General features: G+C 74.3%; 20 protein-coding genes, 1 tRNA gene and 1 pseudogene. 14 read left to right on the top strand and 8 right to left on the bottom strand.

Going from position 1 to position 26,282, the window contains the following annotated elements; all coding sequences use genetic code 11:
- Nucleotides 1–133 precede the first annotated feature (133 nt).
- The 4 genes from AC0B61_RS16095 (at nucleotide 134) to AC0B61_RS16110 (ending at nucleotide 6,741) form a co-directional block, all read left to right on the top strand.
- Nucleotides 134–1,846: a carboxyl transferase domain-containing protein gene (locus AC0B61_RS16095; protein ID WP_471741296.1), complete on the top strand. Its 1,713-nt coding sequence runs from the start codon at nucleotides 134–136 to the stop codon at nucleotides 1,844–1,846.
- A gap of 194 nt (nucleotides 1,847–2,040) precedes the next feature.
- Nucleotides 2,041–4,359, top strand: a complete 2,319-nt coding sequence (locus AC0B61_RS16100; RefSeq protein WP_471741297.1) for an acetyl/propionyl/methylcrotonyl-CoA carboxylase subunit alpha — start codon at nucleotides 2,041–2,043, stop codon at nucleotides 4,357–4,359.
- Nucleotides 4,356–5,342 (top strand): hydroxymethylglutaryl-CoA lyase, encoded by a 987-nt coding sequence (locus AC0B61_RS16105; protein WP_471741298.1) that lies wholly within the window; start codon nucleotides 4,356–4,358, stop codon nucleotides 5,340–5,342. Before AC0B61_RS16100 ends, AC0B61_RS16105 begins: the two co-directional genes overlap by 4 nt.
- 208 nt (nucleotides 5,343–5,550) lie before the next feature.
- Complete coding sequence (locus AC0B61_RS16110; RefSeq protein ID WP_471741299.1) at nucleotides 5,551–6,741, top strand: acyl-CoA dehydrogenase family protein; 1,191 nt, start codon at nucleotides 5,551–5,553, stop codon at nucleotides 6,739–6,741.
- Nucleotides 6,742–6,834: 93 nt separating this feature from the next.
- Here AC0B61_RS16110 and AC0B61_RS16115 read toward each other — a convergent pair whose 3' ends face one another.
- Nucleotides 6,835–7,374 (bottom strand): universal stress protein, encoded by a 540-nt coding sequence (locus tag AC0B61_RS16115; RefSeq protein WP_471741300.1) that lies wholly within the window; start codon nucleotides 7,372–7,374, stop codon nucleotides 6,835–6,837.
- A gap of 1,139 nt (nucleotides 7,375–8,513) precedes the next feature.
- On the opposite strand from AC0B61_RS16115, the gene AC0B61_RS16120 reads away from it, so the two are divergent.
- Entirely contained in the window at nucleotides 8,514–9,656 is a 1,143-nt protein-coding gene (locus AC0B61_RS16120) for an HAD family hydrolase (protein WP_471741301.1), read from the top strand.
- A gap of 23 nt (nucleotides 9,657–9,679) precedes the next feature.
- Here AC0B61_RS16120 and AC0B61_RS16125 read toward each other — a convergent pair whose 3' ends face one another.
- The gene (locus AC0B61_RS16125) at nucleotides 9,680–10,480 is read right to left on the bottom strand and encodes a GNAT family N-acetyltransferase (RefSeq protein WP_471741302.1); all 801 of its coding nucleotides are present in this window, start codon (nucleotides 10,478–10,480) and stop codon (nucleotides 9,680–9,682) included.
- Between the two features lie 995 nt (nucleotides 10,481–11,475).
- On the opposite strand from AC0B61_RS16125, the pseudogene AC0B61_RS16130 reads away from it, so the two are divergent.
- From AC0B61_RS16130 to AC0B61_RS16150, 5 genes and pseudogenes are all read left to right on the top strand, one after another.
- A pseudogene (locus tag AC0B61_RS16130) lies at nucleotides 11,476–12,696 on the top strand (helix-turn-helix domain-containing protein); the annotation flags it as partial.
- Between the two features lie 677 nt (nucleotides 12,697–13,373).
- Nucleotides 13,374–13,976, top strand: coding sequence for an oligoribonuclease (orn, locus tag AC0B61_RS16135; RefSeq protein WP_471741303.1), 603 nt, complete (start codon nucleotides 13,374–13,376; stop codon nucleotides 13,974–13,976).
- A gap of 224 nt (nucleotides 13,977–14,200) precedes the next feature.
- A tRNA-His gene (locus tag AC0B61_RS16140) sits at nucleotides 14,201–14,276 on the top strand.
- Between the two features lie 132 nt (nucleotides 14,277–14,408).
- Nucleotides 14,409–14,855 (top strand): DUF4442 domain-containing protein, encoded by a 447-nt coding sequence (locus AC0B61_RS16145; protein WP_471741304.1) that lies wholly within the window; start codon nucleotides 14,409–14,411, stop codon nucleotides 14,853–14,855.
- Nucleotides 14,856–14,964: 109 nt separating this feature from the next.
- Nucleotides 14,965–15,897 carry a hypothetical protein gene (locus AC0B61_RS16150; RefSeq protein ID WP_471741305.1) on the top strand — a complete coding sequence of 311 codons (933 nt, stop codon included), beginning with the start codon at nucleotides 14,965–14,967 and terminating at the stop codon, nucleotides 15,895–15,897.
- Nucleotides 15,898–15,989: 92 nt separating this feature from the next.
- On the opposite strand, the gene AC0B61_RS16155 is transcribed toward AC0B61_RS16150, so the two are convergent.
- Nucleotides 15,990–16,898: a spermidine synthase gene (locus AC0B61_RS16155; protein ID WP_471741306.1), complete on the bottom strand. Its 909-nt coding sequence runs from the start codon at nucleotides 16,896–16,898 to the stop codon at nucleotides 15,990–15,992.
- A 137-nt stretch (nucleotides 16,899–17,035) separates the two neighbouring features.
- On the bottom strand, nucleotides 17,036–17,548 hold the full coding sequence (locus tag AC0B61_RS16160; RefSeq protein ID WP_471741307.1) for a hypothetical protein: 513 nt from the start codon (nucleotides 17,546–17,548) through the stop codon (nucleotides 17,036–17,038).
- A 260-nt stretch (nucleotides 17,549–17,808) separates the two neighbouring features.
- Between AC0B61_RS16160 and AC0B61_RS16165 the strand changes: the two genes are divergently transcribed.
- A complete protein-coding gene (locus tag AC0B61_RS16165) occupies nucleotides 17,809–19,428 on the top strand; it encodes a tetratricopeptide repeat protein (protein WP_471741308.1) in 1,620 nt (539 codons plus the stop codon).
- Nucleotides 19,429–19,480: 52 nt separating this feature from the next.
- Here AC0B61_RS16165 and AC0B61_RS16170 read toward each other — a convergent pair whose 3' ends face one another.
- The gene (locus AC0B61_RS16170) at nucleotides 19,481–20,137 is read right to left on the bottom strand and encodes a histidine phosphatase family protein (protein WP_471741309.1); all 657 of its coding nucleotides are present in this window, start codon (nucleotides 20,135–20,137) and stop codon (nucleotides 19,481–19,483) included.
- A gap of 188 nt (nucleotides 20,138–20,325) precedes the next feature.
- Here AC0B61_RS16170 and AC0B61_RS16175 point away from each other — a divergent pair, with 188 nt between their 5' ends.
- Genes AC0B61_RS16175 through AC0B61_RS16185 form a run of 3 tightly spaced genes read left to right on the top strand, consistent with a single transcriptional unit; the run spans nucleotide 20,326 to nucleotide 24,571 of the window.
- A complete protein-coding gene (locus tag AC0B61_RS16175) occupies nucleotides 20,326–21,540 on the top strand; it encodes a hypothetical protein (protein ID WP_471741310.1) in 1,215 nt (404 codons plus the stop codon).
- Nucleotides 21,537–23,162, top strand: a complete 1,626-nt coding sequence (locus AC0B61_RS16180; RefSeq protein ID WP_471741311.1) for a hypothetical protein — start codon at nucleotides 21,537–21,539, stop codon at nucleotides 23,160–23,162. Before AC0B61_RS16175 ends, AC0B61_RS16180 begins: the two co-directional genes overlap by 4 nt.
- On the top strand, nucleotides 23,162–24,571 hold the full coding sequence (locus AC0B61_RS16185; RefSeq protein ID WP_471741312.1) for an AAA domain-containing protein: 1,410 nt from the start codon (nucleotides 23,162–23,164) through the stop codon (nucleotides 24,569–24,571). Before AC0B61_RS16180 ends, AC0B61_RS16185 begins: the two co-directional genes overlap by 1 nt.
- A gap of 69 nt (nucleotides 24,572–24,640) precedes the next feature.
- Here the strand turns inward: AC0B61_RS16185 and AC0B61_RS16190 are convergent, their stop codons facing one another.
- The 3 genes from AC0B61_RS16190 to AC0B61_RS16200 are packed head-to-tail and all read right to left on the bottom strand — an operon-like array spanning nucleotide 24,641 to nucleotide 26,244.
- A complete protein-coding gene (locus tag AC0B61_RS16190) occupies nucleotides 24,641–25,492 on the bottom strand; it encodes a helix-turn-helix domain-containing protein (RefSeq protein ID WP_471741313.1) in 852 nt (283 codons plus the stop codon).
- Nucleotides 25,493–25,496: 4 nt separating this feature from the next.
- The gene (locus AC0B61_RS16195; protein ID WP_471741314.1) at nucleotides 25,497–25,997 is read right to left on the bottom strand and encodes a DUF6879 family protein; all 501 of its coding nucleotides are present in this window, start codon (nucleotides 25,995–25,997) and stop codon (nucleotides 25,497–25,499) included.
- Nucleotides 25,966–26,244: a hypothetical protein gene (locus tag AC0B61_RS16200; protein ID WP_471741315.1), complete on the bottom strand. Its 279-nt coding sequence runs from the start codon at nucleotides 26,242–26,244 to the stop codon at nucleotides 25,966–25,968. The genes AC0B61_RS16195 and AC0B61_RS16200 overlap by 32 nt, the downstream gene beginning before the upstream one ends.
- Between the last annotated feature and the right edge of the window lie 38 nt (nucleotides 26,245–26,282).

Genomic DNA, 26,282 nt, shown 5'->3' on the forward strand with positions numbered 1-26,282 from the left:
CTGCCCATCGTAGACAGTGGGGTTATCGGCCGTTAACCTGGGCGGCGTAAGTTAACGTTAATTAACGTGGGATTCCATGGGCGCACCACACCCGGCCGCCCACTCGGTGCCGAGGGCAAGGGAGCTCTTGGAAATGGTCATCTCCACCGCCGGTGCACCCACCGGCGTCCAGTTCGTCACCGCGAACGGCACTGCGGCGGCGCCGGGTGCCGTTCCGCCCGGAGCCGCCGCACCCGCGCCCCGGCTCGGCACCTCCGTCGACCCGGGCTCCGCGGCCTACCGCGCCAACACCGAGGCGCACCAGGCCCTGGTCGCCGAACTGCGCGCGAAGCTCGACGCGGCCTCGCTGGGCGGAGGTGCCAAAGCCCGCGCCCGGCACACCTCCCGCGGCAAGCTCCTCCCCCGCGACCGGGTGGACACCCTGCTCGACCCGGCCTCGCCCTTCCTGGAGCTGGCCCCGCTGGCCGCCGACGGGATGTACGACGGGGCGGCGCCCGCGGCCGGGGTGATCGCCGGCATCGGCCGGGTCGCCGGACGCGAGGTGGTGGTGGTCGCCAACGACGCCACCGTCAAGGGCGGCACCTACTACCCGATGACCGTGAAGAAGCACCTGCGCGCCCAGGAGGTCGCGCTGGAGAACCGGCTGCCCTGTGTCTACCTGGTGGACTCCGGCGGCGCCTTCCTCCCGATGCAGGACGAGGTCTTCCCGGATCGCGACCACTTCGGCCGGATCTTCTACAACCAGGCCCGGCTCTCCGCCGCGGGCATCCCGCAGATCGCCGCGGTGCTCGGCTCGTGCACGGCCGGCGGCGCGTACGTCCCGGCGATGAGCGACCAGGCCGTGATCGTCCGCAACCAGGGCACGATCTTCCTGGGCGGCCCGCCGCTGGTGAAGGCCGCCACCGGCGAGGTGGTCACCGCCGAGGAGCTGGGCGGCGGCGAGCTGCACTCCCGCACCTCCGGCGTGACGGACCACCTGGCCGAGGACGACGCCCACGCCCTCTCGATCGTCCGCACGATCGTCGCCGGGCTCGGCCCGCGCGCGGCCAGGCCCTGGCCACTCGCCCCGGTCGAGCCGCCGGCCGTGGACCCGGCGGGCCTGTACGGGGCCGTCCCGGTCGACCCGCGCACGCCCTACGACGTGCGCGAGGTGATCGCCCGGCTGGTGGACGGCAGCCGCTTCGCCGAGTTCAAGGCCGAGTACGGCGCGACCCTGGTCACCGGGTTCGCCCGGATCCACGGCCACCCCGTCGGCATCGTCGCCAACAACGGCGTCCTGTTCTCCGAGTCGGCCCTCAAGGGCGCCCACTTCATCGAACTGTGCGACCAGCGCGGCATCCCCCTCCTTTTCCTGCAGAACATCACCGGGTTCATGGTCGGCCGGCAGTACGAGGCGGGCGGCATCGCCAAGCACGGCGCCAAGATGGTCAACGCCGTCGCCTGCACCCGCGTCCCGAAGCTGACCGTGGTGGTCGGCGGTTCGTACGGAGCCGGCAACTACTCGATGTGCGGCCGGGCCTACTCACCTCGCTTCCTGTGGATGTGGCCGGGCTCCAAGATCTCCGTGATGGGCGGCGAGCAGGCGGCCTCCGTCCTCGCCACCGTCCGCCGCGACCAGCTGGAGGCGCACGGCGATCAGTGGCCGACCGAGGCGGAGGAGGAGTTCAAGCGCCCCGTCCGCGAGCAGTACGAGCGCCAGGGCAGCGCCTACTACGCCACCGCCCGGCTCTGGGACGACGGCGTGATCGACCCGATGGACACCCGCACCGTGGTCGGCCTCGCGCTCACCGCCTGCGCCAACGCCCCGCTGGCACCGCCCGCTCCGTACGGCGTCTTCCGCATGTGATGGCGCCCCTCGTCCGCCCTGCTCGTCAGCCCAGTTCGTCACCTCTGCTCGCCGGCCCCGCGTCCGTGACCCCTCCCTTCCGGGTGTGACTCCCGCGGCGCCGGTCAGACACCGGTCCGGCCCCGGGCCGGTGCCCCGACCGCCCACCACCACCTCCTTCGTACGGCTCCCCTCGACCCGGAGGAACGCCTCCCATGTTCGACACAGTTCTGGTCGCCAACCGCGGTGAGATCGCCCTCCGGGTGATCCGCACCCTGCGGCGGCTCGGTGTCCGCTCGGTCGCCGTGTTCAGCGACGCGGACGCCGACGCGCCGCACGTCCGCGAGGCCGACGTCGCGGTCCGGCTCGGCCCAGCCGACCGCAGCGACAGCTCGGCGGCCGAGACCTATCTGCGGACCGACCAGATCCTCGCCGCCGCCCGCCGCACCGGCGCCCAGGCCGTCCACCCCGGCTACGGCTTCCTCGCCGAGAACCCCGGCTTCGCCCGCGCCTGCGCCGACGCGGGCCTCGTCTTCATCGGACCACCTCCCGGTGCGGTCGAGCTGATGGGTGACAAGATCAACGCCAAGGAGGCCGTGCGGGCCGCCGGCGTCCCGGTGGTCCCCGGCAGCCAGGCCACCGCGCCCACCGACGAGGACCTCGTCGCCGCCGCCGACGAGATCGGCTACCCCGTGCTGCTCAAGCCGTCCGCCGGCGGCGGCGGCAAGGGCATGCGCCTCGTGCGGGACCGGGCCGACCTGCCCACCGAGATCGCCGCCGCCCGCCGCGTCGCCCGGACCGCCTTCGGCGACGACACCCTGCTGCTGGAGCGCTGGATCGACCGGCCGCGCCACATCGAGGTGCAGGTGCTGGCCGACGCCCACGGCACCACCGTCCACCTCGGCGAGCGCGAGTGCAGCCTCCAGCGCCGCCACCAGAAACTGATCGAAGAGGCTCCCTCCGTTCTCCTCAATGCCGAGACCCGCGCCGCGATGGGCGCCGCGGCCGTCCGCGCCGCGGAGTCCTGCGGCTACACCGGGGCCGGCACCGTGGAATTCATCGTTCCCGGCATCGACCCGGACGCCCCCGCCTCCGCCGCAGAGGGGGTGCGGGACTTCTTTTTCATGGAGATGAACACCCGTCTCCAGGTGGAACACCCCGTCACCGAACTCGCCGTCGCCGTCGGCGCCGACGCGGCCCGGCTCGACCTGGTCGAGTGGCAGCTTCGCGTCGCCGCCGGTGAACCGCTCACCTTCACCCAGCCCGACATCTCCTTCCTGGGCCACGCCATCGAGGCCCGCATCTGCGCCGAGGACCCGGAACGGGACTTCCTGCCCACCGGCGGCCGCATCCTCACCCTGGACGAGCCCCGGGGCGAGGGCATCCGCGTCGACTCCGGGGTGGCCCCGGGGACCGTCGTCACCAGCGCCTACGACCCCATGCTCGCCAAGGTCATCGCGTACGGGCCCGACCGCCCGACCGCGCTGCGCCGGCTCCGCGCCGCGCTGGCCGACACCCGCATCCTGGGCGTCACCACCAACACCGGCTTCCTGCGCCGACTCCTCGCACATCCCGAGGTCGTCGCCGGCCGCTTGGACACCGGCCTGGTGGAGCAGACGGCCCAGCAGCAGCCGGCCCTGCTCACCGCGCCGTACTCACCCACCAACGCGACCGCCCCGGCCGAGGCCGCGACGCCCGCCCACCCCGGGAACGGAACCGACGCCGCGCCGGCCGAACCGCCGTCGCCCACGCACCTCCTCTACTACGCGGCCGCACTGGCACGGCACCTGGGACTCACCCCGGCCGCCGAACCCGGCGGCTGGACCGACCCGTTCTCCCTTCCCTCCGGCTGGCGCCTCGGCGGCACGCCCGCCTGGACGACCCACCGACTCCGTACCCCCGGCCAGGATCCGGTCTCGGTGCGCATCCGTTCGATCACTGCCGGCAACGTAGCCGATGCCACTGACAATTCCGCCGAGCTCACCCGCGAGGTCGAACTCCGGCTCGACGCCGGGCCGGTGCACCGCGCCCGCGCGACCCTGGCGGGCGACCGGCTGCACCTGACCGTCGACGGCCTGCAGACCGCGTTCTCGCTGGCCACCGACACCACTCCCGGCCTCGCCGCCGGCCCGGTGACCTGGCTCGGCGTCGAGGGCGACGCCTGGCCGCTGCACGGCTACGACCCCGCCGTCGAGAGCGCCGCCGGGGCCGGCGCGCACCACGGCGGCCTGACCGCCCCGATGCCCGGCACCGTCACCGTCGTCAAGACCACGGCCGGGGAGACCGTCCGCAAGGGCCAGCCCCTGCTCGTGCTGGAGGCCATGAAGATGGAACACGTGATCGCCGCGCCGCACGACGGCGTGGTGGCCGAACTGCGGGTCACCGCGGGCGCCACCGTCGCGATGGAGGACCTGCTGGTCGTGGTCGCCCCGGTCGAGGAGGCCGCGCCCGGCTCCGCCGCGGTCGAGGGCGCCCCGGCCGGGCCTGCCGCCGACCGGCCCGTCCCCGCCGAGCCCGCGGAGGTGCGGTCATGACCGCCGCCGCCCGCGAACCCGACGCCCTCGACCTGGGCCTGCCGGACCCCGTCCGCGCCCCCGGCCTGCCCGAGGAGGTCCGGATCCACGAGGTCGGACCGCGCGACGGGCTGCAGAACGAGAGCTCCCTGGTGCCGGTCGAGGTCAAGGCCGAGTTCATCGCCCGGCTCGCGTCGGCCGGCCTGCGCACCGTCGAGGCCACCAGTTTCGTTCACCCGAAATGGGTGCCCCAGCTGGCCGACGCCGAGGACCTGATGCCCCGGCTCGCCGACCTGCCGGGGCGCCACCCCGGTCTGCGGCTGCCGGTGCTGGTGCCCAACGAGCGCGGCCTGGACCGCGCGCTCGCCCACCACGCCACCGACATCGCGGTGTTCGCCAGCGCCACCGAGACCTTCGCCCGCCGCAACCTCAACCGCTCGGCGGACGAGGCCATGGAGATGTTCCGCCCGGTCGTGACGCGGGCCGCCGAAGCGGGCGTCGCGGTCCGCGGCTACCTCTCGATGTGCTTCGGCGACCCGTGGGAGGGGCCCGTGCCCGTCCCGCAGGTGGTCCGGTACGGCGCCCAGCTGCTGGAGATGGGCTGCTCGGAACTGAGCCTCGGCGACACCATCGGCGTGGCCACCCCGGGCCAGGTCGGCGCCCTGCTGGCCGGTTTCGCCCGGGCCGGGGTGCCCGCCGACCGGCTCGCCGTGCACTTCCACGACACCTACGGCCAGGCGCTCAGCAACACCCTGGCGGCGCTGCGCGAGGGCGTCATCACCGTGGACGCCTCGGCGGGCGGTCTCGGCGGCTGCCCGTACGCGAAGAGCGCCACCGGCAACCTGGCCACCGAGGACCTGGTCTGGATGCTGCACGGGCTCGGCATCCGCACCGGCGTCGACCTGCGCGCGCTGGTCGCGACCAGCGGTTGGATGGCCGAGCGCCTCGGCCGCCCCAGCCCCTCCCGCACCGTCCAGGCGCTGCTCGGAGCCGCCCGGGGCTGACTCGCCCCGCCCCCGCCCCCGCCCTGCCCCGCTCCACCCGCGTTCCGGCGTCGGCCACGCCCCGTACGGTCCGGCCGACGCCACGCACCCCGCTCATCTCACCGCACTCATCTTTCAAGCACACCGTGCGACCGTCACACCGTCAGACGGACGCCGGTCATCCCGCTCACGCCCGCGGCCACCCCGGCCGGGCATCAGGAGGATCACCATGTTCGACCACCGGCTCAGCAGCGAGTACGAGGAACTGCGGCGCACCGTCGCCGAGTTCGCCCAGGACGTGGTGGCGCCGAAGATCGGCGAGTTCTACGAGCGGGAGGAGTTCCCCTACGAGATCGTCCGCGAGATGGGGCGGATGGGGCTCTTCGGCCTGCCCTTCTCGGAGGAATACGGCGGCATGGGCGGCGACTACTTCGCCCTCGGCCTCGCCCTGGAGGAACTCGCCCGCGTCGACTCCTCGGTGGCGATCACGCTGGAGGCCGGCGTCTCGCTCGGCGCGATGCCCATCTACCGCTTCGGCACGGAGGAGCAGAAGCGCGCGTGGCTGCCCCGGCTGACCTCGGGCGAACTCCTCGGCGCCTTCGGCCTGACCGAGCCGGAGGGCGGCTCGGACGCCGGGGCCACCCGCACCACCGCGCGGTACGACGAGGCCACCGACGAGTGGGTCATCAACGGCACCAAGTGCTTCATCACCAACTCCGGCACCGACATCACCGGCCTGGTCACCGTCACCGCACTCACCGAACCGATCGCTCGTTCGAGTGAAGAAGGCGAATTCCGCTCGCCCACACGGGAGATCTCCTCCATCATCGTGCCCACCGGGACCCCGGGATTCCAGGTCTCGAAGAAGTACTCGAAGGTCGGGTGGAACGCATCCGACACCCGCGAACTGTCCTTTACCGACTGCCGCGTGCCCGCGGCCAACCTGCTGGGTGAGCGTGGCCGAGGCTACGCCCAGTTCCTGCGGATCCTCGACGAGGGCCGCATCGCGATCGCGGCCCTGGCCACCGGCCTGGCCCAGGGCTGCGTCGACGAGTCCGTGAAGTACGCCGGCGAGCGCCGGGCCTTCGGCCGGCCGATCGGCGCCAACCAGGCCATCCAGTTCAAGCTTGCCGACATGGAGCTGCGCGCCCACACCTCCCGCCTGGCCTGGCGGGACGCCGCCTCCCGGATGCTGCACGGTGAACCGTTCAAGAAGGAGGCCGCGATCGCGAAGCTGTACTCGTCGGAGGCCGCCGTCGACAACGCCCGCGAGGCGACCCAGATCCACGGCGGGTACGGCTTCATGAACGAATTCCCGGTCGCCCGCTTCTGGCGCGACAGCAAGATCCTGGAAATCGGGGAGGGCACGTCGGAGGTTCAGCGCATGCTCATCGCCCGGGAGCTCGGCGTCACGTCCTGAGCCGATCCCACCGGGGCAACGCCCCGCTCCGCAACCGGTGTTGAGGAGCGGCCCACGGTGGAGGAGGCAGCAGGAGACAGTTCGAACGAACCGTCAGGGGATCACGATCACCGGGCGGTTGGCCCGCCGCGCCAGCCGTCCGGAGACCGACCCGAAGATCTTGCCGAGCAGGCCGTGCGTCGTGCCGACGACGATCGCGTCGGCGGCGTACTCGCGGCCGACCTCCTCGATCTCGTGGCAGATGTCACCGCCGCGCTCGACCAGGATCCACGGCACCCCGGCGAGGAAGTCCGCACAGGCGAGCTCCAGTCCGAGGACCTCGGTCCGATGGTCGGGGAGGTCGACGAAGACGGGAGGCTCACAGCCCGCCCAGACCGTGGCGGGCAAGCGGTTGGCGACGTGCACGATCACCAGGCCGCACTGCGATCGGCGCGCCATGCCGACCGCGTAGGCGAGGGCGCGCTCGCTCGACAGTGAGCCGTCGAAACCGACCACCACGCCGTGCTGGAACACCGGGTCGAGGGCGGCCGCGGGCGTCTCCTGTGCAGACGGGTCGACGCGCCCGTCGAACGCGCCGGCCGCACCGGGAGCCGTCTCCGGGCGCTCGGCGCCCGGGCCGAGGCGGCCCGTCACCGGACGCCCCCCAGGGCCTGCCGGAGGCTCGCCGCGTCGCTCGTGAGGTCCGTGGCGGTCACGGCGGGAAAGGCTGCCATGGCGGGAAGGGCTGCCGCGGCCGGCAAGGCCGCGCAGAGCACGCGCGAAACCCTGGCGGCCGTCGCTCCCGGGGCCGTCGCTCCCGGGGCCATCGTTGCCGGGGCCGCCGCTTCCGGGGCCGTCGCTCCCGGGGTCCGGCTCGGCAGGCCGGGCCGCTTCGACCGCATCGGCTCGCTGCTCAAGTCCCGCCCGGCCGGGCGGGATGCGTGCCGGGGCCCCGGCGGGCGCATCAGTGCGTCCGTCGGCAGGCTCGACGACGGGGCCGTCGGCGGCGCTGTCGACGGCGCCGCCGACGTGCTCGGAAGCAGGCTGCCCGTCGACCGGGCCGGAGGTCGTGCGGACGCCGTCTCTCCCGGTCCCTGCGCCCGCGCTGCGGGGCGTGTCCGGTTCAACCGGTCGGGGAGGCTCAAAACCAGCCATGGCTCACGGCTCTTCGATGGAGAGGGGCCGACAGAAGAGGACAACGCTGCCCGGGCAGCAGGCCCGCCCACGGGATGACGTCGGTCTGAGCCGCGCAGCACCGTATGGACCTGTTCCTTTCAGAGTACGACTCAGGGTACGACGATCGTGGGGCCCGGCCCAGCGGCGAAGCCCCGGAGCGACGTTGTTCCCGCGAACGAGGGATGCGCCCGCCGTGGCGGTGCGCCCTTCCCGCAGGCGGTCGCGCCCCCTCCGGAAAGGAGGTTCCCTGGAGCTTGACTGAGCGGGCCGGACGGCGCAACAGGCCTCCAGGACACCGTGACCGGACTGTCATGGATCGGCGACGATCCGTTGCGACGCGTCGCGGACCCGTTACGCCCCACCGATCCCGGCAGGCCTCTCCGAACCCGCCCGCACCGCCGACTCCCGCCGACTCCCGCCAACTCCCGCCGTCCCGAGCAGTCCCGAACCGCCCCGCCCGAACCGCCCCGCCCGTCCCGCGCCGTCCGTCCCGTCCCGGGCCTGCGGAGGATCCCTACGTCAGGTGTCGCAACCCATTTCAGCCACTTCGTACGGCTTCGCGACGTGCTCTGGCATTTGCCAAACGCATAGGCGCGGGCGCTGGCACGATGCTCGGCATGCCCCTGCTCCTGTTCGACCTCGACAACACGCTGCTGCCCCGGGACGCCGCTTTCCAGGCCTGGGCGCAGGACTTCCTGTCCGAACACGACCTGCCGCCCAGCGACGTCGACTGGTTCGTCACCCTCGACGGCGGCGGCTACGTACCGCGCAGCACCGTACTGTCCGCGGTCCGGCGCCGCTACGGCCTGGACGTCTCCATCGAGTTCCTGCTCGCCCACTACCGACGCGGCATCAACTCCCACATCCAGTGCCCGCCGCGGCACATCGAGGCGCTGCAGGCCGCGCGGGCGGCCGGGTGGACGCTCGGGATCGTCAGCAACGGCGGCACCCGGCCCCAGTTGGAGAAGATCCGGCGGACCGGGCTGGGGCCGCTGGTCGACGGCTGGGTCATCTCCGAGGAGGCGGACTGCGTCAAGCCGGATCCGCTGATCTTCGAGATGGCCGCGCAGCGGTGCGGCATCGCCCCCACCGGGGACTGGGCCGCGCACACCTGGATGGTCGGGGACCACGCGCCCGCCGACATCGCCGGTGCCGAGCTGGCCGGGCTGCGCAGCGTCTGGCTGCACCACGGCCGGCCGTGGGCGGAGATCGGCTACCGGCCGACGCTGAAAGCGGCGGGGCTGCCGGAAGCCGTCGGCCAGGTGCTCGCCGCGCGCAACGCGCCCTCACCCCGGCCGGGGAGCCGGGCGGGCGGAGTCGGGCGGCGGGGGGCCGCCGGGGTGCCGGCGCGGGCCGCGGCGCCGCTCGGCGCACGGTCCGGCGTGCGCCCGTCGGCGGCCGCCCCGGAGGGCCCGAGTGCGCCCGTTCCCGCGACCGCCGGGGCGGGCGGAGTAGCAGGCACCGGGGCGGGCGGCGTGGCGGGTGCGGGAACCGGGTCCGGTGTCCGAAACCGATCCGGCGGGTTTGCCGTGATCGCCGTCGCCCGCCCCGGCACGGGAGGGGTCTCGGGCGCGCGGGCCGGTGCCGCCCCGGATCCGGTCGCAGAGGGCCGCCGGGCCACCCCGGCCGTGCGCCCGCCGGCCCTCCGCCCGGTGGCCGACGAGGAGGCGTCCACCCGGACCGTCCTCGCCGTGGATCCCGTCCCGGCGGCGGTCGTCACGACACAACTTGCGGCGGGCGCGGTGGCCGCCGCCCAGTAGCGCCCGCCGCGCGCCCCACCGGGTCAGCCGGCCGTCGAGGTGCGGCTCCACCAGCAGGTACGGGCCTGCTCGATGAATCCGAGCTTGCGGTAGAGCGGTTCGCCGACCGCCGTGGCGACCAGGGTGGCCGGGCGGTCCGGGTGCGCGTGGGCCAGCGCGGTCCGCAGGACGGCGCTGGCCACTCCCCGGCCGCGCCAGTCGGGCAGGGTCGCGACCCAGTACACCCCGGTGGCGTGGCCGTCGTCGTAGGTGAGGCAGGTGCCCGCCGCGGCGCCGTCGACGCAGCAGAGCCACGCCCGCCAGCCGGGTTCGCGCAGCAGCTGCTCCGGGAGGGCGACACCGCGGACCCAGGGCTGTCGGGCGGGCAGCGGGAAGCCCTCCACGATCGCCCGTTCGACCTGCGCGAAGCTGTCTGCGTCCCGGGCCTCATCGACCGTCAGGATGCCGCTGCCGTGCGCTTTCCAGACGGCGGGGAGGGCGGTCGTCGCGCCTTCGACCGGGCCCGGCTCCCGGACCATCACCGGCATGAGCGGCATCCGGGCGGCCCCGAAGCGGGTGAGGTCGAGCCCGCCGTAGGGGTCCTCCAGGGTGAAGGGTATGGTCGACCACTCGGCCAGCAGACCCTCCAACTCCTTTTCCACTGCGCCTGGTTCGGAGTAGGGCCGGGTCACCACGAACCGGTGCGCGTCGTCCGGGGTACGGGCGCAGCGGACCCCCGCCAGACCCGGGCCGGTGCGGAACCGCCAGCCGTGTACCCGGGCTTGGGCGAGCCAGAAGGCGGCGGCGTTGTCGTTGGCCCGTTCGAGCCGGCTGTTGGTATTCACGGCAGGACCGTAACCCGGCGCTCCGGATCCCGGTTCCACCGCACCAGGCTTGGCCGGATGGAGCCCGGGAGGCGCACGGCGTGTGTCCGTGCGCCCCCTCGTGCACCGCCGATTTTCGGTCAATTTCGCGCCGATCTCTCCCGCTTGGGGAAATCCGCAGCCCAGACCTGTCGACCGGGCGCACGGGAGTCGGACGCCCCAGGAGCGGCCCCGCGACAACCAGCCACCGTTGCCCCGGCCCTCTTCCCAGAAAGGTCGACGGGTGCCACGCTTCGTGATCGAATGCATCACGCCAAATTGCCATGTCGACATAGCGTCGGATGGTGAACTTGTCACAACGGCAATGGTCCACCCGATAGATTTCGATCTTGGCCAGCAGTGCCGCACCACCCACACCACACCACCGAGGGGGCTTGAGCGCCTTGAGCAGGGTGAGCAGGAGCGACGCGGGTCCTGACAGCGGCCAGGCGGCGGCCGGCACAGCGAGTCGGTCCGCAAGAAGCACTGGCACCTCCGCGATCGCCGCCACCACCCGCACCGCCGGCAGCCCGAGCAATCCGAGCAGCCCGGGCGCCGCAGCGCACTCCTCGCACCCCGCAGTGCATTCCCCCGCGGTGCATTCCCCCGCCGGCGGCCCCGGCGGGGCCCCGGCCGGAGCCGAGCACGGCGCGGCGGCGCCCTATGGAGGCCAGCCACAGTCCGGCGGACACTTCGTCAACGGTGGGTACGGCGCCGTCGGCGGCCAGGCCGTCAATGGCGGACACCCCGTCAGCCGAGGCCTCGTCAGCCCCACACCGACCTACGGCGGCGATTACCCCGGTCACCTCGGCCACTCGGGCCACTCGGGCCACCTCGCCCACCCTGGCGGCGGTCCCGGCCTGAACGCTGCCCCGGGAGCCGCCGCCGGCTCGCTCGGCGGCCTAGCGCTCGGCACTGCCCCCGGCCACGGCCCGCTGGGCCACGGCGGATCCGGGGCCAACGGCTCCCCGGCCCCGATGACGGCCGCCGCCCCGCGGAAGCTGTCCGGCCGCCGCCGCCGGGAGACCGTCGCGGTGCTGATCTTCGGCGGCGCCCCGATCTTCGAGAGCTCGATCCCGCTCTCGGTCTTCGGCGTGGACCGCCAGGACGCCGGGGTGCCCCGCTACCGCCTGCTGGTCTGCGCCGGCGAGGAGGGCCCGCTGGCCACCACCGGCGGCCTGACCCTCTCCGCCCCGTACGGCCTGGAAGCCCTCGCCCGGGCCGGCACGATCGTCGTACCGGCCTGGCGCTCGATCTCCCAGCCCCCTCCGGTCGAGGCGATCACCGCCCTGCGCAAGGCCCACCACGAGGGCGCCCGGATCATCGGCCTCTGCACCGGCGCGTTCGTGCTGGCCGCCGCCGGCCTGCTGGACGGCCGCCCGGCGACCACGCACTGGATGTACGCGCCGACGCTGGCCAAGCGCTATCCGCGAGTGCACGTCGACCCGCGCGAACTGTTCGTCGACGACGGCGACGTGCTCACGTCGGCCGGCACCGCCGCCGGCATCGACCTGTGCCTGCACGTGGTGCGCAGCGACCACGGCGCCGAGGCGGCCAACGCGCTGGCCCGCCGCCTGGTCGTGCCGAGCCGCCGCGGCGGGGGCGGACAGGCCCAGTACATCGATCAGTCTTTACCGGAGGAGATCGGCAACGACCCGCTGGCCGAGGTGGTCACCTGGGCGCTGGAGAACCTCAACCAGCAGTTCGACGTCGAGGTGCTGGCGGCTCGCGCCTACATGAGCCGCCGCACCTTCGACCGGCGGTTCCGCACCCTCACCGGCAGTGCGCCGCTGCAGTGGCTGATCACCCAGCGGGTGCTCCAGGCGCAGCGGCTGCTGGAGACCTCGGAACTGTCGGTGGACGACGTCGCGCGCCGGTGCGGGTTCCGTTCGCCGGTGGCGCTGCGCGGGCACTTCCGCCGCCAGCTCGGGGTCTCCCCGGCCGCGTACCGGACCAGCTACCGGGCACGCCGCCCCGGGCAGCAGCAGCCCACGGCGGCCGGCGTGCACGGCGACCTGCGGCTGTCCGGAGCGCTGTCGCACCCGGCCGCGGCGGGCGGGCCGCTGTACGGCGGGGCGCACGGCGGCCACTCGGCGCAGCCGTTCCCGGGCGGGCCGGGGGCGCCGGCGCCGGTGGGCTCCCACGGGCAGCCGGTGCCGCATGGCCAGCCGGTCGGCCACGGCCAGTCCGGAGGGCATGGCCAGTCCGGAGCGCACGGCCAGCCGGCCGGGTACGGCCAGGCCCAGGGCCACGCCGGGACGCCGGGCGCCCAGGGCTTCCACACCCGGTCCGGTCAGCCGTACCAGCACCAGCAGGCCGCGCAGCAGTCGCACCCCGGGCAGCAGGGTGCGGCCGGGCGCGGTCCGGCGCGGCCCCCGGTGGTACCGCCGCAGGCCGGTCCGGGGGCGGGGGCGGGGGCTGGACGTCCGCCGCGCACCGCCGAGCACGCGGCGACCGAGGACGGGCTCCCCCAGCCGGGGGCCCGCGGCCAGGGGCAGGGGCACCGCAGCGCGGCCGAGCGGCCCGCGGACGAGCCGGGTACGGCCGGGCGCGGCCACGGCGCGGCCGGCGGACGGATGCCGTCCCCCGCCGGTCAGCCAGCGGGCGGGCCGGACGGGCTCCGCGGCCGGCAGGGCCGGGCACCGCAGGCCCGACCGCAGGGTGGCCGGGCGGCGGCCGACGGCGCCCGGACGGCGCGCGAGGCCCGGACCGGCCGAGACGGTCACCCGGCCCGCGCCGACCGGGAGGGCGAGCACCCGGACGGCCGCGGCACCCACGGCGGGACGGATGATCAGCAGGGCGAGGCCGGCACCGCGGCGCCCCGCTCGGCACCATCGGTCCCCGCGGCGCGTGATCGCGCCGTAGGGTGAGCTGCGTGAATGACCGTTTGGTATGGATCGACTGTGAAATGACCGGCCTCGACCTCGACCGGGACGCCCTGGTCGAGGTCGCGGTGCTGGTGACGGACTCCGAGTTGAACGTCCTCGGCGAGGGCGTCGACGTCATCGTCCGGCCGCCGGCTGAGGCGCTGGCGAACATGCCCGAGGTGGTGCGCGTGATGCACACCGCCTCCGGCCTGTTGGAGGAGCTGGACCAGGGCGTGACCCTGGCCGAGGCCGAGGCGCGGGTGCTCGCGTACGTGCGCGAGCACGCGCCGGAGGCCGGGAGGACGCCGCTGTGCGGCAACTCGGTGGCCACCGACCGCGGCTTCCTGGCCCGGGACATGCCGGCCCTGGAGAAGCACCTGCACTACCGGATCGTGGACGTCTCCTCGATCAAGGAGCTGGCCCGCCGCTGGTACCCGAAGGCGTACTACAACAGCCCGCGGAAGGGCGGCAACCACCGGGCGCTCGCCGACATCCGGGAGAGCATCGACGAACTGCGGTACTACCGCGAGGCCGTGTTCGTCCCGCAGCCCGGCCCGGACGCCGACACCGCGCGCGCCATCGCCGGGAAGTACCAGCCGCCGGCCGGCTGATCCCGGATTCCGGTCCGACCGATCCCGGCCGACCGATCCCTGTCGGACCGATCCCGGCCCGACTGGAACCTGCCGGACCGGAATCCACTACGGAATCCGCTACGGGATCCGCGCGGGCGCCCGCAGTCGCCGGAACGAAACCCTGGCGCGAGCACCCTCTCGGATCCTGTAGAGTTCTTCCTGTCGGAACGGGAACGCGAGAGCGGGAACGGACCGGACAGATGGTGGGTGTAGCTCAGTTGGTAGAGCACCTGGTTGTGGTCCAGGTGGCCGCGGGTTCAAGTCCCGTCACTCACCCCAGAGCCCGAGGGGCCGATCTCTTCAAGAGGTCGGCCCCTCGGGCGTTTTCGCGTTCCTTCAACTGCGCCCGGCGGCCCGGCTTTTCCGGTCGCCCCCTGCCGCCGGAAGCTACCGGCTAGTAACATCGTCGCCATGACCACACCCACGATCGGCCAGATGCTCGACTCCACCGTGCCGATGGCGCACACCCTGAAGCTCGACTACCTGGAGACCACCCCGGAACGCGCCGTGCTCCGGCTGCCCGACCAGCCCGCGTACCACAACCACGTCGGTGGCCCGCACGCCGGCGCGATGTTCACGCTCGCCGAGTCCGCCAGCGGCTGCATCGTGCTCGCCGCCTTCGGCGACCAGCTGTCCCGGGCCGTACCGCTGGCCGTGAACGCCGAGATCGCGTACAAGAAGCTGGCCATGGGCGACGTCACCGCCACCGCCACGCTCGGCCGCCCGGCCACCGAGATCGTCGCCGAGCTGGACGCGGGCGGCCGCCCCGAGTTCCCGGTCACCGTCGAGATCACCCGCGCCGACGGCGCCGTCACCGGTGTGATGACGGTCACCTGGACCCTGCGCCCCAACTCCTGACCGCCGCACCGCCGGTGGCCCCGGGAGCGCCGCCCCGGGGCCGCCCGCGCGATGACTGTCCGTGACAGCGGCCGTGACCTCACCGCCCGTCCGCTCGTTCTCAACTCACGTGCGAGCCAATCACGCGAGGCCCCAGGAACCCGTCCCCCGCGGCGACGCCGGAGCCCGACGCGGGATCGCCCGCCGGCTGCCCCGCCCCCGGACCGTCGCGGCCGGAGGGGCCCTGCTCGCCCAACTCTGGAGCCTCGGCGCCACCGGCGCCTACGCGGCGACCGCCGGCCCCCTACCGGAACCGGCCCAACCCGCCGTCCGCCGCGCGCTGCACAGCACACCAGCCGTCAGCGCACCAGCCCTCGGCGCACCGGCCGTCGGCACACCGGCCCTCGACGGGCCCGCGCTCGACGGGCAGTCGGCCGAACGCCCCGGCGGGGCGCGGCAGTCGGCGGCCGCAACGCCCGACCGCTCCCCCGGCCCCACCGGCGGGCCGACCGGCGGGCCGACCGGCACCGAACCCGTCGAGCGGGCCGCCGGGACGGTCAACGGCTCCCTCCAGGAGCGGATCCGAGCCGGCGGACTCCCCCTGCCCGGCCAACGAGCCGCCGTCCCCGACGCCTTCGCGATCGCCTCCGGCCTGTTCGACACCGTCCCCGCCCAGCCCCGGCCCGCCGAGACCCGCGCCTCCCGGGAAGGGCAGCCCACCGGACTGCCCACCGCCGACCGCGCGCACCCCGGCACCGTCCGCTCCGCCGACCCGCGGCGATCCGCGTCCTCGGAGGCGCCACCGGTCCAGGAGGCCACGTCCGCAACCGACACGGCGACCGGTTCCGACGCCGACCACGGCGGCGCCGCGGTCGGCCCCGCCACTTCGGCCGCGCCCGGCGCCGGCACCCCGGAGACGCTCGTGATCGCGGACGCCGCGACGGTGACGCCCGTGACCGGCGGCCCCGCCACCGCGACCGCCGTCCTCGCCCCCATCGCCGCCGGCCTGCTGCTCACCGGGGCGGCCATGTGCAAGCACCGCGGACTGCCGAGCGGCCACTGAGAAGGCACTGAACGGACACTGAGCGGGCACCGAGCGGCCTGGAGTACGCAGGCGGAACGCGGCCCAGGCCCGGCCGGCGGCCCCGCGCGCCGTCAGTGGAAGACGCCCGGTGGCGGTTCCGGGGACGGCGCGGCCGTGGTGTCCGTCGCGGGGGCGGCGCCGGCGGCGAAGTCGGTGAGGACGCGGCCGTGTTCGACCCGGGCGTGGGCCGGGTCGGAGGCGGCGCGGCGGGTGAGGTCGGCGACCGGGAGGGGGCTGTGGGCGGCGGCCAGGACGAGGTTGCCGAAGCGCTTGCCGCGCAGGACGGCGGGGTCGGCGATCAGGCAGAGCTCCGGGAAGACCGCGCCGAGGGTGGCGACCTGGGAGCGGGCGAAGGGCAGCGCGGCGCCGTCGGCGATGTTGGCGGCGTACCAGCCGCCGGGGGCGAGGGCCCGGGCGGCGAGGGCGGTGAACTCGACGGTGGTGCAGTGGGCCGGGGTGCGGGCGCCGGAGAAGACGTCGGTGATGACCAGGTCGACGGTGCCCTCGGGGGTGCGTTCCAGCACGCTGCGGGCGTCCGCGCCGCGCACCTTGATCTGCCAGCCCCGGTCCAACGGCAGTTCGGTGCGGACGAGTTCGGTGAGGGCGGTGTCGATCTCGGCGACCTGCTGGCGGGAGCGCGGCCGGGTGGCGGCGACGTAGCGGGCCAGGGTGAGGGCGCCGCCGCCGAGGTGGAGGACGGTCAGCGGGCGGCCGGGCGGGGCGACCAGGTCGATCAGGTGGCCGAGCCTGCGCTGGTACTCGAAGCCGAGGTGGGTGGGGTCGGCGAGGTCGACCAGGGACTGCGGGGCGCCGTCGATCAGCAGTGACCAGGCGGCGGGGCGGTCGCGGTCGGGCCGCAGTTCGGCCAGGCCGGAGCCGACGGGACGGGTGAGCGGGCCCTGGGCGTGGCTGCGTCCGCCCGGGCCGGTGGTGGCCGCCGTCTCGCCGGCGCGGGCGGCTCTGCTGCTGCTTCGTCCCATGTCGGCCATTATCTCCGCCGCACGCGAACGCTCCTCCGCCGCGGTGAGCAGGCCACGCGCCAGGGGCGTGCCGGGGGGATCCGGCCGGAGGGACGAGCGGTGCTCGTGGGCCCGGCGGGATCCGCGCGGCACGCCCGCTAGAACGGGCCGAGGCCGCCTGCGGTGAGCGTGCAGGCGGCCTCGCAGAGGGCGGAGCGGAGTACCCAGGCGTCCGTGGGGCGGGCGGTGCGCTCGGAGCCGGAGGGCGGGATCACCCAGTGCGGGTCGGTGCCGGCCGGGATGAGGGCGCCCGCCGTACAGGAGCTGCCGGGCAGGTGCCAGGTCTCCCAGGTGCCGGCGGGGACGAGGAAGGAGACGGTGCTGCCGTTGGGGCTCTGCAGCACGGCTCCGCAGGCGCGGCGCAGTCTGAGGATGTCGACGGCTTCCAGGCCGTGCCGCAGGGCGACCGTCACGGTGTCGCGCGTGGTGACGAGGGTGCCCTCGTGCGCGGGGTGCTCGCGCCGGGGGCCGCCGCAGGGGGCGCGGCCGCCTTCGACCGGGCCCCGGCCGGGGATCCGGTCGTCGGCGGGATCGGGGAGCAGGGCGGGGGCCGCGCCCGCGAGCACACCCCCGGCGACGGGTCGGTACTGCGGCAGTCCGGTGGCCATCATGGGCCCTCCTGTACCTCGTCGGATAGGGAAGCACAGCCGCCCGGAGGAGCCACCGGGCTGGGACGGGCCGGGGCGACGGCTTGGGCTTCCACGTATCAGGACAACGCCGCGGACGCACCTCAGGCCACGGGGCGCCTTACAGCAAGGCATGGCATTTCATGGCAGATATCCCGCAACATCGCCCGCTTTGACCGGTATTGTCAGCACATTTCCCACGAACCCCACGTGACCGTCCAGTGACTCCGAGTACTCTCGGCGCCATGGCAGCCACCCCACCGGCCGAGCCGAACCGACCGTCCCCCAACACCGTGATGCGCGCGCTGCGCGGCGACCGCTCTCCCGGCGAGTTCGCCATGGCGGTGCGCCGGGCCGCCCGGGAGATCGGCGAGCACGTGTCCTGCGACGCCCGCTACGTCGGACGGGTCGAGTCCGGTGAGATCCGCTGCCCCAACTACGCCTACGAGCGGGTCTTCCGGCACATGTGGCCGGGTCGCACGCTCACCGACCTCGGCTTCGCCCCCCGGACGTCCGTCCGCCGCCGTTCGGCGGTCGGCGGCGGGCGGGCCGAGGCGCCCGCGCCCCACCCCCCGCTCGTGCCCCTGCCCGCCCCGCGCTCACCACTCTCCACCCAACTCCCGTACGCTGCCTCGCCGTACGCGGATCCAGCCGTTCCGGACGGGCCGCCGTGGCCGAGCCGCGGCGCGGTGCCCAGGGGGCCCGATGGATCGCCCTATCTCGACGAGGAGAACGACGACGTGCGTCGCCGTACGTTCCTGGCCGGCGGCACGACCGCGCTGGCCACCGTGATCGGCATCGACCGAGCGGCCTCGGCCGCCGGCCGACAGGCCGGTGCCGACGGCGCCTCCGGTGTGCTCACCGGCCAAGGCGCCCTTTTCCGTGCGGAGTTCTCCGCACCGTCACTGTTCGCCCCCGACCAGGTGGTACCGGGTCGGCCCGGGCCCGTGCCACCCCTGCGCAAGGTCGGCACCGCCGAGGTGCTCGGCGTCGAACAGGCCGTCCGGGAGATCCGGTTGGCCGACGACGCGCACGGCGGCGACGCCCTGTACGAGCTCGCCGGGCAGTCGCTGCGCAACGCGTACGTGCTGCTCAACGAAGGCGAGTACAACGCCGAGACGGAGCGCCGGCTCCAGGCCGGGGCCGGCGAACTCGCCATCTCGGTGGGCTGGTTGGCACACGACTCGAACCGGCTGGCGGACGCCCGCTCGTTCTACGCCGAGGCGCTGGCCACCGCCCGGATGGCCGGGGACTCCGCGCTGGAGGCGCACGTCTTCTGCAACAGCGCCTTCCTCGCCCGGGACGCCGGCCGGCCGCGCGAGGCGCTGCGCGCCGCCCAGGCCGGGCAGGTCGCCGCCCGCGGCCTCGGCTCCCACCGGCTGCTCGCGCTGCTGGCCATGCGCGAGGCCGGCGCCTGGGCCCTGCTGCAGGACCGCGCCTCCTGTGAACGCGCGCTCGGCCGGGCGTACGCGCTGTTCGGCCGCGGCCCCGCCGAGGGCGATCCGGAGTGGATGTCCTTCTTCGGCGAGGCCGAGATCGCCGGCCTCCAGTCGCAGTGCTGGTCCGCGCTCGGCGACTGGGACCGTGCCAGCGAGCAGGCCGGGCTGGCCATAGCGCTGCAGCGGCCCCACTTCGTCCGCAACCGGGTGCTGTACACCGCCGAGTTGGCCCACGACCGGCTCGGCCGCGGGGACCTGGCCGGCGCGGCGCACCACGGCTCGTCCGCCGTCGCGCTGTTCGGCGACGTCCGCTCGGCCCGGATCCGGAGCATGCTGGCGGACACCGCCGGACGGCTGCGCCCGCACGCCGCGGTGCCCGAGGTGCGCCGGTTCCTGGCCGAGTACGACCGGGCGGCCGCCGCCTAGGTGTGCGTCTGCCGGGCCCCTGGCGGCTCAGGCCCGGTGCTCAGCCCGGCGGTCAGTGCCGGGCGTGCAGGCCCTCCAGGTGGGAGAGGTCGTTCCAGACCTCCACGGCCGGTGCGCCGTACTCCCAGGACAGTACGCAGAGCGCGGCCGTGCCGAGCTTGAACCGCTGGGCGTACTCGGGCGGCAGGCCCAGCCAGCGTGCGGTCAGGATGCGCAGCAGGTGGCCGTGCGCGAACAGGATGACGTCCCGGTCGGCGCAGTGCATGTCGGTGGTGTCCGGGTCCGGGACGCCGTGCTCCTGGTGGAGGCCGGCGAGGAAGGCGTCGACCCGGGCGGCGACCTCGGAGAGCTTCTCGCCCCCGGGCACCCCGTCCCGCCAGATCAGCCAGCCCGGGTGGTCGGTGGCCCGGATGTCCACGCCGGTGCGGCCCTCGTAGCGGCCGTAGTCCCACTCCATCAGCTCGGGGCGCTCGACGGCGCGGTCGCCGAAGCCGGCCAGCGCGCAGGTCTCCTTGGCGCGGCCGAGCGGGCTGGTGTAGACGAGCGCGTCCGGCAGCCCGTTCCAGGGGGCGTTGGCGAGGCGGACGCCGAGGGCCCGGGCCATCGCGCGGCCCTCCTCGGTCAGCGGGATGTCGGTGCGGCCGGTGTGACGGCCGGTGGCGGACCACTCGGTCTCGCCGTGGCGGACCAGCACGATTCGGGCGGGCATGGAGGGCTCCTCGCAGCGGGGCGGTGGCAACGGTCGGTCTCGCCATCGAGCACCGGGTTCCATGATCTCCCACGCCGGCGGCGGACACGATAGCGGGCCGGTGCGGACGCCGCCGCCCGCGGTGGCCGGTCCGGCGGCGGCCGGTTCGCACCGCGTTGTCGGACCCGGATGCGACACTGGGCCGCACCATGAACGTCTCGACGAACGTCCCGCCCAGCGGGCCCGCTGAGCCGCTCGCCCAGCGGCTCGCCGAGCTGCGCGGACCGGCCCCGCAGCGCAACCTGAACGCCCGCTCCCTCGCCGCGCTCGCCGCCAATCCGGGCTGCCACCGCCGCGCCGTGCTCGACGCGGCCGGGGTGGACAAGTCGGTGCTGGCCGCCCGGCTCGGCCGGCCCGCCCCGTTCGGGCAGTCCCCGTTCGCGATCGCCCGCGGTGTGATCTTCGAGTCCCGGCTGAAGGCGGACGGCTACGCCCCGCTGCTGGAACCGCTGCGCCGCCACCTCGGCGTCCCCGCGGACGGCCACGCCCCGCTGCTCGTGCCGGACCTGCTGCAGCGCTCCGGCCCGGCCGTCCGCGCCGACCGGACGCTCGAGGCGCTGGGCCGGGCCGCCGCCGACCCCGAGGCCTGGACGCTGCTGGACCACCCGTTGCTGCGCCTGGACGTGGCCGGCAGCACCGCCTACCTGGAGCCGGACGCGCTCGTGGTGCACGGCGGGCGGTGCACGGTCGTCGAGATCAAGTCCTTCCCGGTGCTCGACGGCAGCGCGGACCCGGCCAAGGTCGGCGCCGCCGCCCGCCAGGCCGCCGTGTACGTGCTGGCACTCCAGCAGGCCGCCGCCGCGGCGGCCGGGCAGCCGCTCGCCGACGACCCGTACACCGAGCAGCGGCTGCCCGGCAGCCCCCGCACGAGCGTGCTGCTGGTCTGCCCGAAGGACTTCGGCAACCGGCCGACCGCAGTAGCCGTGGACGTCCGCCGGGAACTGGCCACCACCCGCCGCCAGCTGAGCCGGATGACCGGCATCGACCGGCTGCTGGACGCGCTGCCGCCGGGCGCGGACTTCGACCTGGCGGCCGACGAGGCCGGTGCCCCGGCCCGGAGCGCCGAGGAGCTGGCCACCGCGGTCGAGGCGGTGCCCGCCGCGTACAGCCCGGACTGCCTGTCCACCTGCGAGCTCGGCTTCCACTGCCGCGCCCAGGCCCGCTGCGGCGACCGGGTCGAGCAGCTCGGCCGGGGCGTGCGCGCCGAGCTGGGCAGCATCCGGACGGTGGCCGGGGCACTGGCCGCCGCCGCCGGCCCGAATTCCCCGCACGACGAGGACGACGAGGACGGCCCGGACGACGCGGCCGAGCGCCTGGCCTACGCGGCCGCCCTGCGCGCGGAAGCACTGGGGAGCCGCGCATGAGCCTCCTCACCACCCTGGCCCGGCTGGAGGCCGTCCGCAGTGGCCGGGCCGAGCCGCTGGCCACCGTGCGGCACCGGCACCTGTCCGACCGCCCGATGGTGCTGGTCCCGCTGACGGCGGCCGGCGAGTCCGGGGCGCCGCTGGCGGTGATGCTGGGCACCGACCGGGACGCGCCCCGGCTGCACCTGGTGCCGCAGCCGCTCAACCGCACCCTGCGGTTCGACTTCCTCGCCGAGCTGGCCGCCGACCTGCTGCCCTACCTGGAGTCCTTCGCCGACGACGTCGAGCAGGTCGAGGGCTCCGAGAAGGACCCGGAGACGGGCGAGAAGACCCAGGTGTTCCGCGAGCTCTGCGCGGACGCCCCGCAGCTGATCGTGCCCAACGGCGCGGGCGTGCACCACCTCGCCCTGATCGGCCGCTCGACCCGCTTCCGCCGCACCGTCGAGGACGACGAGCCGGGCCCCTACCCGGCGCCGGTCCGGGTGCCGCTGCTCGGCCGCTGGCTGACCCACCTGACCGACCGCGCCCAGGTGCCCGGCTCCAGTCTGCTGCTGCCGATGACCGGCCTGCTGGCCCGGCACTGGGCCACCGGCCAGAGCCACCTGGAGGACCAGCACCTGGCCGCCCGACTCGCCTGGCACGACCCGCCGGAAGGTCTGACCGGCGCGCAGGCGGCCGAGCTGGCCGAGTCCGCCCGGGACGAACAGGGCCGGCTGCTGCACCCGCCGGCCGGCCCGGCCACCGACCCCCGCTTCGACGAGGCCGTGCTCGCCCCGGCGATCACCCGCTACGACTCCGCGGTGAGCGCCCTGCAGCACAGCACCGAGCAGCGCGACGAGGCCGCCGCCGCGCGCGCCCGGGCCGCCGTGCGGGCCGCGGTCGGCCAGTTGGAGGAGGTGCTGACGGCCGTCCTGCTGCCCACCTGGCGGGACGTCTGGCGCGGCCTGGACCTGCTGCGCACCCTGCCGCCGGCCGGCCACCTGGCGGAACGCTGGACGGGCGACCGGTGGTCCTACACCGGCCACCGGGACCGCCTGGCGGCCGGTGAGCCGCCGCAGCCCCGGCAGGACGACGCCGTCACCGCCGCCCGCAAACTCGCCCAGCGCGAGCGCGAGCAGGCCCGGCTGGACGTCCAGGAGGCGCTGGACGACCCGCTGGCGATGGCCGAACACCGGCTGGCCGGTGAGGCGTTCAGCGGCGTGGTGACCGAGGTGGTGCCGGATTGGGACACCACCGGCCGCTCCCCCAAGCCCCGCCCGCTGGTCACCCTGCGCACCGCCGACCGCCCCCACGCGGACCTCGGCCGGGAGGCGTACCGGGTGTGGGCGTCCCCCCGGTCGGAGGGCGGCGGAGCGCCGGCCGCGCAGAAGGCCGGGATCGTCGCGGTCGACGCGGCCGCGAGCACGATCACGTTGCGGGTGCTGTCCGGCATGGGCCGCAGGAAGGAGCCGGAGCCGGGCAGTCTGCCGGAGCCCGGCGAACAGGTCACCTTCACCCTGTTCGAGTTGACGGTGCGCCAGTCAGCGCCGCTGCCCGAGCCGGACGACACCCCCTGGACGCACGGCGGCCCGCCCGGTGCCGCGCCCGTCCCCGCCCCGTCCGTCTCCGAGGAGTGGGAGTGATGGCCGCCTCGATCCCCGAACAGATCCCCGAGCAGCCCGCCGGTCCGGCCTTCGCACAGCCCGCCGAGCCGGCGCCGGGGGCCGCCGCCGACGCCGCGGTGGCCGGGATCCTCGCCGCGACCGTCCACCCGCCCGTCGGCGCCCCGCGCGGCGTGGTGGTGGACTCCCCGCCCGGCGCCGGGAAGTCGACGCTCGTGGTGCGGGCCGCCCGCGAGCTGGTCGGGGCCGGCGAGCGGCTGATGATCGTCGCCCAGACCAACGGCCAGGTGGACGACCTGGTCGGCCGACTCGCCGAGAAGGCGCCGGAGCTGACGATCGGCCGGCTGCACGCCGCGGACTCCCGGCCCGGCCCGGAGGTGCTGAAGCACGCCAACGTCACGCCGTCCGACAAGGTCGCCGATCTGGTCGAGCACGACGTGGTGATCTCCACCTCGGCCAAGTGGCAGTGGGTGCGGGCCGAGGCACCGTGGCGGCACGCGATCGTCGACGAGGCGTACCAGATGCGGTCGGACGCCCTGCTCGCGGTGGCCCGGCTGTTCGAACGGGCGCTGTTCGTCGGCGATCCCGGCCAGCTGGACCCGTTCACCGTGGTCGGCACCGAGCAGTGGGCCGGCCTGTCGTACGACCCGTCCGGCAGCGCCGTGGTGACCATGCTGGCGCACAACCCGCAGATCCGGCCGCACCGGCTGCCGGTCTCCTGGCGGCTGCCCGCCAGCGCGGCACCGCTGATCTCGCGGGCCTTCTACCCGTACACCCCGTTCCGCTCCGGCACCGGCCCGGACGACCGCCGGCTGACCACCGCCGTCCGCCCCGACGGCTCCGCGCTGGACGCGGTGATCGACCGGGCCGCCGAGCACGGCTGGGCACTGCTGGAGCTGCCCGCCCGGCACACCGTACGGACCGATCCGCAGGCCGTGGCGGCGGTCGCGGCCACCGTCCGCCGACTGCTGGACCGCGGTCTGACGGCGCACTCCGAGCAGGGCGAGGCGCCGCTGACCGCGGACCGGATCGCCGTCGGCACCGCGCACCGCGACCAGGCGGCGGCGGTCCGCGCGGCGCTGCTCACGGCGGGCGTCCCGGTGGACGGCGCCGCCGGGCCGGCCGTCACGGTGGACACCGCCAACCGGCTGCAGGGCCGGGAGTACGACGTCACCGTCGTGCTGCACCCGCTCTCCGGCCGCCCCGACGCGACCGCCTTCCACCTGGAGACCGGCCGGCTCTGCGTGCTCGCCTCCCGCCACCGGCACGCCTGCATCGTGGTGGCCCGGGCCGGGATCGCCGAGCTGCTGGACGAGCACCCCGCCACCGAGCCGGTGCAGTTGGGCGTCCCGGTGGCCTTCCCGGACGGCTGGGAGGCAAGTTTTACCACACTGGAGCACTGGATGCAGCACCGCGTCAGACTGCACTGATCAGGGCGGCCAGCAGCACCGGCGCCCCGGCATCCACATGCCGGGGCGCCGTCGGCTGATCACCACTCCTCAGGTCCCTTGAAGACGGCCACGGGCCGCTTCGATCTCGCTTCGGGCCACAGCGCCGAACACGGCTTGGTCCCGCAGAGCGGCGAACACTCGGACGAAGTACGAGATGTTCTCGGGCCTGGCCGTCTGGAACGCCCCCGACCAGAACTCTTGCTTGAGCAAGCTCTCATCGAACAGGTAGAAGCCCTCACCGGGGTAGAGCGACCGTGCCCGGCCTTGCGGGATGATCCCGATGGAAACGTACGGGAGCCTAGACACCTCCAGGAGGTGATCAAGTTGCCCGTTCATCACCTCAGCACCGCCCGTATTGTTAGTTAGCGCTGAGGCTTCCAGGAGGAACGAGAATATCGGCGCCCCGGTGCCGAGGAACCGCTTCCGGACCATGCGGTTCTGTGCCGCTTCCTCCACGTCATCCAACGGCAGGCCGTGCAGCTTGGCATGGATGGTGAACTGCGCCTTGGCGTACTCGACCGTCTGTAGGAAGCCGGGGACGAACAGCGACTCATACACCCGGAGCAGCTTGGTCTTCGCGTACAAGTCCATGGCTTGGAACTGGAGACGCTTCATCCCCGGTCGGTGCCACCGCTTGTAGTCGGTCCACATCTGCTCGATCTCACGACTCATCGCGATGAGTTCGGGGGTCTGCCCCTCGACGGCACAGGCCGTTGCCCATCGTCGGATGTCTTCCTCGGTCGGGATCTGCGTCCCGTGTTCGATCTTCGACACCTTGGTCTTGTGCCAGCCACAGCGCTGCGCGAGCTCGACACCCGAGAGCTGGGCATCCCGACGGAGTTCCTTGAGCTGAGTCCCGAAAGCGCGCCTTGCGGACTCGGATGGTTCCTGGTCAGACATGTCGCTACGGCTTGTACTCACCATTGGGGACGCCGAGCGACCATGCCTGCTCGAACGCCTCGTTGCAGAACCGGACCACGTCCGCTTCGGTTGAGAGCTGGATATCGGTCTGTTGGTTGTCTCCCCCCATGAGGTTGAAGACCACCAGGTCATCCCGGATTAGGCAGTCGTTCCCCGGCAAGGGCAGCGCCGACACGAGACGGCGGGGAAGCCACCGAAGACGCTCCGTGGGGTCGGCCAGCTCGACCGCCATCCGCTGGTAGTCCGAGAGGGGTTCGGAGACGGCCCGCACACGCCGGTAAGGGAAGCCGGCAGCGGCCTTCCCGGTCAGGAACGCACGATGCCCGCGCATCGTCTCCTCGACCGTCTCACGGTCGCCTGAGCGCCATGCCTCGAACAACGGGCGGTCCACCTCATAGAAGTCCCGTAGCTCAAGCTTCCGGACCTCTTGGGTGGGCTCACCGAACAGCAGCTCAATTCGGCGTGCCGCCGAGATCAATTCCATAACGCTCCCTGACGTACTTCCGAACGAACACATCCATGGTCCGCCCGGACATCTCCCCGAACGTCTCGTCATCGGCAAGGGCGACGAGCTGACCTCGAACCTTCGGCCCGCGCTTCTTGAGTTGCACGATCCATGAGTCACGGTCGGTCTCATAGAACGTCTCGCACTCGACGCCGCCCTGAGAGTTGGGGTCCGTGCAGAAGAACGTAGCGGTCAAGTCGTCGCCGTCGCTGCTGTGTTGCCGCATGTTGCTCCCCCCGTGATCCGGCCGCATGTCACCTTCGA

This window comes from Kitasatospora sp. NPDC023385, assembly GCF_055664045.1.